We start from the raw sequence: 10,019 nt of genomic DNA on the forward strand, positions 1-10,019 counted from the left end.
CCACTTATTTCCGCTAGAAGGCGCACTCGTTCCAATCCGCCGCCCCCAAGTGATTTCCGCCATGCCTTTGAATTATACTTTCTCCATTGCGCCGATGATGGACTGGACGGACAGGCATTGCCGCATGTTTCATCGGTGCTTGTCGAAGCGTGCGCTGCTCTGGTCAGAAATGGTGACCGCAGATGCGGTAATTCATGGTGATCGGGAGCGCTTGATTGGCTACTCGGAGGCAGAGCACCCGATCGTCCTGCAGCTCGGGGGGAATGAACCCGTCAAGCTCGCCGAGGCCGCTGCGATTGCAGAACAGTTCGGCTATGACGAGGTGAACATAAACTGCGGATGTCCATCAGACCGGGTTCAGTCTGGGGCATTCGGCGCATGCCTGATGGCTCGGCCGCAGGAAGTCGCCGATTGTGTAAGCGCGATGCGGGCTCGCGTGTCCATTCCAGTCACAGTGAAATGTCGCATCGCGATTGACGATCTGCCAGCGGAAGAAACCCTGTTTGGCTTCGTCGAAACCGTAAGCGCCGCAGGGTGTGATGTGTTTACGGTGCATGCGCGCAAAGCCTGGCTGAAAGGGCTCAGCCCGAAAGAGAACCGGGATATTCCGCCGCTCGACTACGGACTTGTCGCGCGGCTGAAGGCTGCCCGGCCCGACCTGACCATTGTTCTGAACGGCGGCATCACGACCCTTGAAGATTGCCTAGAGCATCTGGATACGTTCGATGGCGTTATGCTCGGGCGCGCGGCCTATCAGACGCCCGCCTTGCTCGGAGAGATCGACGCAGCCCTGTTTGGCGAAGGGGCAGCGGTATCGCCTTTCGAGGCAATCGAAGCATATCGGCCTTACATGGCGGATCGCCTGGCAGAAGGTATGGGACTGCATGGCATGACGCGGCACATGCTGGGTCTGTTCAATGGCCGCCCCGGTGCGCGTCAGTGGCGTCGTACCCTGTCTGAAAAAGCGGTGCGAAAGGGCGCGGGCCTTGAGGTTCTGGACGAAGCGCTCAGCGCTGTGATGCACGACGCCTGATGTAAAGGCGTTTCAACTTTTCGGAATTTCGTTCTTTATTTGTTCGCGGAGTTCTGTTAACCATTTCACCCAGGTTGAAGGGGTTTGGACATGGTTTGTAGGGTCACGACATTTGCGTTTGAAGGCGTTGAGGCGCAACCCGTCGACGTGCAGGTGCAAATGACGGGCGGGCAACCCGCATTTCATATTGTCGGACTTCCGGACAAGGCCGTTGGCGAAAGCCGCGAACGTGTCAGGGCTGCTTTCGCGTCTCTTGGCCTCGCATTGCCACCAAAGCGTGTCATTGTGAACCTTGCGCCTGCGGACTTGCCCAAGGAAGGCAGCCACTACGATCTGGCAATTGCGTTGGCAATTCTCGCCATGATGGGCGTGGTCCCGCCAGATCAGCTCGAATCCTATGCAGCGATCGGCGAGTTGTCTCTCGACGGCTCATTGGGGGAGACATTAGGTGTGTTGCCTGCGGCTATGGCAGCAGAGGCAATGGATCTCCAGCTAATCTGCCCACAGATTTGTGGCGCAGAGGCGGCTTGGGCGGGCGGCAGCGTTGTCGGGGCAACTGGCCTCATCGCATTGATCAATCACTTTACGGGCCGCGCAGTAATTTCCCCGCCTCAGCCGGGGGAGCTTGCCACACCGCCTGCGGGGCCAGACCTGCGGGATGTCAAAGGCCAGGAGGGTGCCAAGCGCGCGCTCGAAATTGCCGCTGCCGGTGGGCATAATCTCCTGTTCTGCGGGCCGCCGGGCTCAGGTAAATCCATGTTGGCGCAGCGCTTGCCGGGGATATTGCCTCCACTGTCTGCCCGGGAATTGCTGGAAGTCTCCCAGATACAATCCATAGCCGGATTGCTGGAACGAGGGCGACTGTCGCGTCGCCGGCCCTTTCGGGCACCACACCATTCTGCGTCAATGGCGGCGCTGGTCGGCGGCGGCATAAAGGCCCGGCCGGGTGAAGTGTCATTGGCGCATCATGGCGTCTTGTTCCTGGACGAGTTGCCGGAATTCACGGCCACTGTTCTCGACAGTCTCCGTCAACCTTTGGAGGCGGGCGAAGCCGTCGTGTCGCGTGCCAACCGGCATGTGCGCTATCCAGCCCGGTTTCAACTGATCGCCGCCATGAATCCCTGTCGTTGCGGGGGAGGACCGGGCGCGGCCGCATGCAGGCGCGGCCCGCGTTGTGCACAGCAATATCAGGCGCGATTGTCCGGCCCGTTTCTTGACCGGATTGACCTTTACTACGACACGCCACCCGTGACAGCGGTGGACTTGGCTTTGCCGCCGCCCGCAGAAGGCTCTGCGGAAGTGAGGGAGCGNGTTGCCCGGGCGCGCGATATTCAGACCGAGCGATTGGCGCATATGGCAAGCGATACGTGCCGACCTGTAAACGCTGACACGCCGCTGCCGGAATTGGAGAAATCGGCTGCCCCCGATGAGGCGGGTGCGGCCTTGTTGTCAGATGCAGCCGCCAGGCTTCAATTGACGGCACGGGGCTATAGCCGCGTCCTCAAGGTGGCGCGCACGATTGCTGATCTGGAAGGATCNGAAGGCGTCCGCCGTATCCACATCGCGGAGGCGTTATCCTATCGGCANCGCCCGGCTGGAGGGCCGGAAGCATCAACAATCCCGGCGCAAGACGGGCTCGTCGGTTAAACGAATGCTAAAGGCTTTGCCTTATGGGGAGGGGCATGACGGACGCATCAAAATCCCCCGAACAGGTCGGTAAGCCGGAAGACACATTCCTCGCTACGGCCAGCCATGAGATACGCACGCCGCTGAACGGCATTCTCGGAACTGTATCCCTGCTCCTGGAAACGGAGCTTGCGCCAGCTCAAAGAGAGTATGCTGAAGCTATCCGTATGAGCGGCGCGCGGCTTCTCGATCTTCTCAACAATGTGCTTGATTATGCCCGTCTGGATGCGTCAGCGGTTGATCTGGAAGTCGAAAATTTCTGCCCCGTCCGNCTTGGCCGCGAAGTGATTGAGCTGCTCAGTCCTCGCGCNCACGCCGCCGGACTTGATCTTGCNGTCAGGGCGAATCCTCTGCCNATGCCGACCTATTCCGGGGATGCNGGTCGTATACGGCAGATCCTGTTCAATCTGGTGGGGAATGCTCTNAAATTCACCCAGCAAGGGGCGGTTCTGCTGGATGTGATCGCCCTTGAAGAGGGGTTGAAATTCCGGATCATTGATACCGGCCCGGGCATTGCCGAAGCAGATCGCAAGANCTTGTTCAGCGCGTTCACGCAGTCCACCACGCGCGATGCGTTCAATGATGGCGGCGTCGGCCTGGGGCTCGCCATTGTAAAACGATTGACAGATTTGCTTGGAGGCAAGGTCGAGATTTCGGGCGCGCCAGGACTGGGCACGTCTTTTGATGTGTTTCTGCCGCTTGCCAAAGCAGACATGGCGCCAACCCATGATCTTCCGAAACTGGAAATGACTGTCGGACTGGTTGGGTTGCCTGCTGCCTCGACCCTCGCCGCCGCAGCCGCGCTGCACGGGGCGTCCGTGCGAACTGTCTTGATCAATCCGTCCAATCCCGATGTCCCAGCCAATGTCGATGTATTGCTCATCGGTGCAGACTTGCGCGAAATGCTTGTCCGCAGTTTTGCGAGTCAGAAGCCATCTCTGGTCGTTTTGCGACCGGAGGATCGCGGCGCAATTGATCGCTTCCGTAGTCTCGGATGTGCCGGTTGGCTGGTTCGCCCGCTTCGCGCGTCATCAATTGCNGAGCGCGTCTTTGTCGTGAGGTCGGGAGAGCTGGCGCCGGACGAGCCGGAACAGAAAACCGGCGCAGGTCATGTTCTGATTGCAGATGACAATCCGGTAAACGCCTTGATCGCACGTCGTGCCTTGGAATCGGCCGGTTTTAGCGTCACTGTGGCCTCCACCGGAAGCGAAGCCGTGGAGACTGTCGCCCAGATGACCCCTGACCTCGTCCTGATGGATTTGCGCATGCCTGTTATGGATGGCTTTGAAGCCATGCGGCGTATCCGCGAGCACGGCGGTCGCATGCCCATCATTGCAGTGTCCGCCGAAATGAACCCGAATATTGAACGCGAAGCCAAGGCGGTCGGCGCAGACGGGGTTGCTGCCAAGCCATTGGATGCTGAAGCCTTGCGGACACTTGCCATCAACTGGACGATCGGCGCCGCCCGGCGCGAAGGCGCCGCATGAGCGATACATCGGCGCCAACGCCGCCCGCGGTGAAAGAGCCCTCACGCGCTGTTCGCGCCTTCAAGGCGTTGAAGGATCGCCGTATGGCGGCGATGCTGATCCTCTCATTCGCGGCAAGTATTCCCTATGGCGCGGTTGTCGGGGTTCTCTCCGCCTGGCTGACGCAGGAAGGAATCGATACGGACACAATCGGCGTTCTGGCGCTGGTCTCGCTCGGCTATTCGTTCAAGTATTTGTGGGCCCCCATGTTTGGCCGTGCCCGGAATGTACCTTTCTTGCGTATTGGGGGGCGGCGATCCTGGCTGGTCCTGTGCCAGTCGGTGATAGCGCTGCTCCTGATCGTTCTGGCCTTNAGCAATCCGCCCGAGAACATAGGCCTCGTCGCGCTGATCTGTTTCGTGATCACCATAATTGGGCCGACGCACGATTTGATCCTCGATGCGTGGCGGATCGAGGTGGCGCGATCCGAAGAAGACAAGGATCTGATGTCGGCGCTGTATCAGTTCGGTTACAAATCAGGCGGATTCATATCCGGTTTCCTCGCCCTGTTGGTCGCTGCGCGCGTTGGATGGACCGTTTCCTACGTCATGATGGCGGTCTTCATTGCCTTNACTGTCCTGGGCAGTCTGCTTGCGCCGGAGCCGGAATCTTCTTCAAAGCCAGATACGAGCCGGATGAGCTTCCTGCCGTCNCTGCGAAGGANAGTGACNCTGCCTGCCGTNNTCNTCGTATCGCTCAGTTGGGTGGTCGGCTTCACCTTGATCGGTATCTTTGTCGTGAGAAAGCTGGCGCTTGGCGCTGATATTTCATCACGTGTTTTCGTGTCAGAGCAGGGGCCTATCATTGTCTTGCTGACGGTTGTGCTACCGGCCGTCGTGGCGGCGCTGCTTGTATTCACGCAGAAGGCCGTTGCAACAGAAGCGCCGCTATTTGTTGCGGGGCAGACACGTGGTGACAAGCTGCTCTCCACCCTGTTTCGGGCGATCTTTGATCCGTTGATGGAACTGATTTCCCGGCTCGGCTGGTGGACAATTCTCGTGCTGGCTCTTGCGCTGACCTACCGGTTCACGGATGCCGTCTGGGGATCGTTCGCCTATCCCTTCTATCTGCGCACNGATCTCGATGCCCTCGGCCACACGCTGGATGATGTTGCGATTGCGTCCAAATTCTTCGGTGTCGTCGCCACAATTCTCGGGTCGCTGATTGGCGCGACGTTGATCGCTGTGCTGGGCCGGATGCCTGTCTTTTTCGTTGGCGGCATCGTCGCGGCGGTTACCAATCTGCTTTACGCAGACCTTGCCGCTGGCGCGGCGGCGGTTGATGGCTTCCTCGCGTTCACGCATCTCGATGCGCCGCTGATTGCTTTTGCCGAATGGGCCGCGAAATTGCAGCCGGAGGAGGTGATGATCGCGTCAGACCAAGGCCAGCGCATGGCGCGCCTGATGGTGACGATCTTTGCTGAAAACATCGCGGGCGGGTTCGCGCTTGTGGCGATGACGGCATACCTGACGTCCGTGGTGAACCCGCGTTTCGCTGCGGTTCAATATGCCCTGCTAGCGTCCCTGACGATGCTGATCGGCACGCTCGGGCGGCCATGGCTTGGCGAAATGATCGAGCAGAACGGCTTTTATGACGTGTTCATCATCACCTTCTGGCTAGGGGGTGTTGCGGTTGCGCTGAGTGCCCTAGAATGGGCCCGTCAGGCCTATCTGAAACGGTAGGACATTGCCCCGCTTTTTNANGCGGNTCCGAACCNGGAGATTTGTGATGCGGTCAGCTGTTTTNGCGGTCATTTTGCCGATCCTTGCTACAGGGTGCGCTACGTATTCTGAGCCATCGTCTCATCTGAGCGGCGCAGCTGAAGCGCAGGAGGCCGCCGCAATAACTGCCGTGCTGCAGGCGCAGGACGAGGCCTGGAATCGCGGGGATATCCCGGCATTCATGGCGGGCTATTGGAANTCGCCGAATTTGCGCTTCGCTTCAGGTGGCAACGTCGCGCGGGGNTGGGATGCGACGCTGGAGCGATACGAAAAGCGGTATGACACGCCCGAAAAGATGGGCCAATTGATCACCTCGGACTATGAGATCGAGCTGCTTTCCCCTGATGCGGCCATCGCGCATGGCCGCTGGATGCTGGAGGTAGANGGCGACAACCCGTCCGGTCTCTACACGCTGGTCATGCGCAAGATCGCTGNTGAATGGGTCATCGTGTCGGACACGACAACGTCAGCCGACTAGGGGCGATCCACATCCGATGACTTGGCATGCCGGGCAGTTGCGGGCAGAACGCCTTGTGGCCTATCGACCGGAGGGGAACGGCACAGACCATGAAACGCGCAACGCTCGATTTCGACACGCATAATTCTGCTCTGGAAGCCATGGTTGAGAAGCCGTGGTTCCGACATTCGATCATCGCATTGATTATCATCAATGCTGTGATCCTGGGTATTCTTACCTATCGCGCGAGCCTGCCGTCCGGTCTGGTACGGTCGCTGGATGTCATCGACCAGTCCATCACATACATATTTGCGGTCGAAATCCTGTTGAAGCTGATCGTCTATCGGATGCAGTTCTTCAAGCGTGGTTGGAACTGGTTCGATTTCATCGTGATCGGCGTATCGCTGGTGCCAGGCAGTGCCGCATTTGGTGTGCTGCGGGCACTCCGTGTGCTGCGCGTGCTGCGTCTCCTGCACATTGTCCCAATGATGCGGCGGATCACGGAAGCGCTGATGAAGGCGCTTCCGGGTATGGGCGCGATTTTCGCCGTGCTTGCACTGATCACGTATGTCGCCGCAGTCATGGCTACCAACATGTTCGGCAATACGGACAATGAGGAAGTCACGGANCTGTTCGGAGATTTGCCGCGCTCTGCCTATTCGCTGTTCCAGGTCATGACGATGGATGGTTGGCGTTTCGAAGTGGTTCAGAAAGTTATTGACGATGGCAATCCATACGCCTGGCTTTTCTTCCTGATCTTCATCTTCATTGCCAGCTTCGCCATCCTGAACCTCTTCATCGCGCTCATCGTGGACTCGCTGGCAGCCGAGCAGCAGGCCATCATTGANGAGGGACTCGACGAGATCGAGGAGGAGCTGGAAGGCGAGCTGATGACGGCGGAGAAGGGGCGTGTTGCCGTGTTGAGCGCGATCCAGGATATGCGGTCAGAGATTGCCGCGTTGCGGGCAGTCGTCGAGTCTCAAAGGAAGTAGTCGGCCGCAATAAAAGGCCCGCCAGAAGAGTTTCAGGCGGGCCAGATTTCTAGCGCTTGAGTACAGACCTAGCTGCTCGGCAGCAATACTTTGTCGATGACGTGGATCACACCATTCGAGGCCATGATGTCTGCTTTCACGACGGTCGCGTCGTTCACCATCACACCATTTGTGCCGTCAATCGCGACTTCGCCATTCAGCGTGTCGACGGTGAGTGTCTGTCCGGCGAGTTGATCTGACGTCACTTTGCTGCCGGCGATAACGTGCAGCTTCAGGATCCCGGCGAGNTGGTCCTTGTTTTCCGGCANCAGCAGAGTTTCGACCGTGCCGTCAGGCAGTGCAGCGAAGGCCTCGTCGGTTGGCGCAAAAACGGTTAGCGGGCCATCACCTTTCAGGGCGTCAACCAGGCCGGCAGCGGTGGCGGCCGCCAGAAGCGTCTCGAACTGTCCAGCTTCTGCTGCGGTGTCGACAATGTCCATCTTGGTCCATTCGCCTTTGACCAGTTCGGCTTCAACCTGATGGGCAGTCTTTTGCTTCGTATATTGGCAGGTTTCGGCAAATGCAGGANCTGCGGTCAGGGCAAGGGCGGCGGAAAGCGCGATGAGGTGTTTCATAACTGGGGGTCCAACATATGAATTGGCGGGTGGAACCATATCCACCTGCGCCCCTCTGTACGAGCCACCTGCGTGCGGGATCAGAATCTAAAAAATTATTCACGATTGAAATTGTGAGCAGTACTTCACGTAACTGTCAGCATGCCGCTCTCCCAAATCTGGAAAAATGGGGTATAGATTTGCGGGAAATGTCTTTGTGGACCAGACTGCTTGAAGGCGGACGTCGCCTGTTCGANCCGGATCACTCCGACGGCGATTCCGCCGACGGGGGCGATTTCGCCTGCGCGCCAGATCCGAACGATGTCGGCTTCACAGCGGCGGTTGTTGGCCTTGGCGCCAAGCTGGCCGTCGCGGATGGCAATGTGTCCGACGAAGAGATCATGACGTTTTCGCGGGTNTTCCGCGCTGCGCCNGAAGATGCCGACAGCGTGCGTCGCGTATTCAACATCGCCCGCCAGACGGTTCGCGGCTATGAAGGGTATGCCCGCAAGATTGGCCGTCGTTATCACGACCGTCCNTGCCTGTTGGAAGGCGTGCTGGACGGTCTGTTTCAGATTGCCGGGGCAGACGGCGTTGTTACGGCCGATGAACTCGATTATTTGCGCACGGTTTCCGAGGCGTTTGGTTTCACTGAGCAAACATTCCGCCGCATCAAGGCCAGTCATCTGGGACCAGACGGGGACGATCCCTATCACATTCTNGGCGTNGCGCANGATGCCGACTTTTCCGCCATTCGCGCGGCATATCGCCAGTTGATGGCGGACAATCACCCTGACCGCGTTGTGCAGATGGGCGCGCCACGGGAATTCGAAGATGCAGCCCACGCCAAGGCTGCGTCGATCACGGCGGCCTATGCCCAGATCCGCACGGAACGCGGCCTGCTCATCCGGCCCGATTGAGGCAATTGCGTGATTTCACATGGTATCGGCATTGCATTCCATTGACGGAACGCAACGCTGACGCCATGTTTGTTGTTCAGACGAGAGAATGATGACCCACACCGCTTCCAGTTCCGCCCGTTTTCAGCTTGCAGGTGCCGTATCAGGTGCAATCAGCCTGGCGGCGCAATTGTGCATTGGGTTATTGCTCGTCTTGTTCGCCGGAATGCTGGCGCTGATGACCGCAATTGCGGGCGTTCTGCTTGCGGCGGCGGCTTTGGTCATGCGGTTTGCTGGTCGTAGGGGTGTACGCCGCACGGCGCCCCAGCGCCCAGATGAACAGCCCATGACACTTGATGCCCGGCGTACGCCGCGCGGCTGGACCGTCGAGTAGGCGCGATATTTTCCGACAATTGAGTTACGAAGCGCTGCAATACTGTTGCAAGGGATGGCGCATACGTTTCACTTGACGCGGACTCGCTACAAATGTAGCGTTCTCGTGTCANTGTTAGCGAGGTGCCCATGTCACAGCCAAATCCTTCTGAACTCAATGTCCTGAAACACCTCTGGGCGCATGGCCGGCAGAGTGCNCGCGAAGTNCATGATGCCGTTGGGCCGGGGCAGGGGTGGAAGCCGTCAACCACCCGGACCGTGATTGCCCGTATGGAAGAGAAAGGCTGGGTCACACGGCAGGATGTTCACGGAATAACCGTGTTCACTGCCGCTATTGACCGCACGGCGACTCTNGGNGGGCTTGTTCGCCATCTTGCGCGACAGGTTCTGGATATGGANGGCCCACTGCCAGCGGCGCTTTTTGCTGAAAGTCCTCANCTCTCTGACGCGGAACTGGACGAGCTTGACGCCATCATCAATGCAGCTGAGGGCGAACAGGAGGACAAGGCATGAGCGTGCTCGGACTTGTTTGCCTGACCTTTGTCTGGAGCGCCGCATTGTGGGTGCTTGCGTCAGCATTATCATCACTTAACCCGTCGCCCAAAGCTGCACAGGCTATCTGGCGCGGTGCAGCCGCGCTGATGTTTGCGCCGTTTGTCGCGTCTGCCTTCATGCCGGGGGTTGGTCAGGTCGCGGTTCAGGCCCTGCCGGGTTTGCCG

General features: G+C 58.9%; 10 protein-coding genes and 1 pseudogene. 10 read left to right on the forward strand and 1 reads right to left on the reverse strand.

The genetic code is table 11. The features are described from left to right. The first annotated feature begins 61 nt into the window (after positions 1-61). The 6 genes from dusA to CBB91_RS03840 all read left to right on the forward strand — a co-directional run bounded on the left by dusA (position 62) and on the right by CBB91_RS03840 (position 7,415). A complete protein-coding gene (dusA, locus tag CBB91_RS03815; RefSeq protein ID WP_273012184.1) occupies positions 62-1,033 on the forward strand; it encodes a tRNA dihydrouridine(20/20a) synthase DusA in 972 nt (323 codons plus the stop codon). A 90-nt stretch (positions 1,034-1,123) separates the two neighbouring features. Further along, a complete protein-coding gene (locus tag CBB91_RS03820; RefSeq protein ID WP_273012187.1) occupies positions 1,124-2,680 on the forward strand; it encodes a YifB family Mg chelatase-like AAA ATPase in 1,557 nt (518 codons plus the stop codon). A gap of 35 nt (positions 2,681-2,715) precedes the next feature. Further along, entirely contained in the window at positions 2,716-4,206 is a 1,491-nt protein-coding gene (locus tag CBB91_RS03825) for a response regulator (RefSeq protein ID WP_273012190.1), read from the forward strand. Further along, a complete protein-coding gene (locus CBB91_RS03830) occupies positions 4,203-5,927 on the forward strand; it encodes a hypothetical protein (protein ID WP_273012192.1) in 1,725 nt (574 codons plus the stop codon). The genes CBB91_RS03825 and CBB91_RS03830 overlap by 4 nt, the downstream gene beginning before the upstream one ends. Before the next feature lie 46 nt (positions 5,928-5,973). Then, positions 5,974-6,444 carry a nuclear transport factor 2 family protein gene (locus CBB91_RS03835; RefSeq protein ID WP_273012195.1) on the forward strand — a complete coding sequence of 157 codons (471 nt, stop codon included), beginning with the start codon at positions 5,974-5,976 and terminating at the stop codon, positions 6,442-6,444. An 89-nt stretch (positions 6,445-6,533) separates the two neighbouring features. Beyond that, on the forward strand, positions 6,534-7,415 hold the full coding sequence (locus CBB91_RS03840; RefSeq protein WP_273012199.1) for an ion transporter: 882 nt from the start codon (positions 6,534-6,536) through the stop codon (positions 7,413-7,415). Between the two features lie 68 nt (positions 7,416-7,483). On the opposite strand, the gene CBB91_RS03845 is transcribed toward CBB91_RS03840, so the two are convergent. Beyond that, a complete protein-coding gene (locus CBB91_RS03845) occupies positions 7,484-8,029 on the reverse strand; it encodes a fasciclin domain-containing protein (RefSeq protein WP_273012201.1) in 546 nt (181 codons plus the stop codon). A gap of 188 nt (positions 8,030-8,217) precedes the next feature. On the opposite strand from CBB91_RS03845, the gene CBB91_RS03850 reads away from it, so the two are divergent. From CBB91_RS03850 to CBB91_RS03865, 4 genes and pseudogenes are all read left to right on the forward strand, one after another. After that, positions 8,218-8,928 carry a molecular chaperone DjiA gene (locus CBB91_RS03850; RefSeq protein WP_273012203.1) on the forward strand — a complete coding sequence of 237 codons (711 nt, stop codon included), beginning with the start codon at positions 8,218-8,220 and terminating at the stop codon, positions 8,926-8,928. A gap of 91 nt (positions 8,929-9,019) precedes the next feature. After that, positions 9,020-9,301, forward strand: coding sequence for a hypothetical protein (locus CBB91_RS03855; RefSeq protein WP_162175928.1), 282 nt, complete (start codon positions 9,020-9,022; stop codon positions 9,299-9,301). 128 nt (positions 9,302-9,429) lie between these two features. Continuing rightward, positions 9,430-9,813, forward strand: a complete 384-nt coding sequence (locus CBB91_RS03860) for a BlaI/MecI/CopY family transcriptional regulator (protein WP_272981907.1) — start codon at positions 9,430-9,432, stop codon at positions 9,811-9,813. Next, positions 9,810-10,019 (forward strand): annotated as a pseudogene (locus CBB91_RS03865) (hypothetical protein); the annotation flags it as partial. The gene CBB91_RS03860 and the pseudogene CBB91_RS03865, both read left to right, overlap by 4 nt.

Source organism: Hyphomonas sp. TMED31 (assembly GCF_002172815.1).
Taxonomy (GTDB): domain Bacteria; phylum Pseudomonadota; class Alphaproteobacteria; order Caulobacterales; family Hyphomonadaceae; genus Hyphomonas; species Hyphomonas atlantica.

Excerpts from the sequence above, each read along its gene's own strand:
- dusA (WP_273012184.1), top strand. The coding sequence starts at position 62 with ATGCCTTTGAATTATACTTTCTCCATTGCGCCGATGATGGACTGGACG.
- CBB91_RS03855 (WP_162175928.1), top strand. The coding sequence starts at position 9,020 with ATGACCCACACCGCTTCCAGTTCCGCCCGTTTTCAGCTTGCAGGTGCC.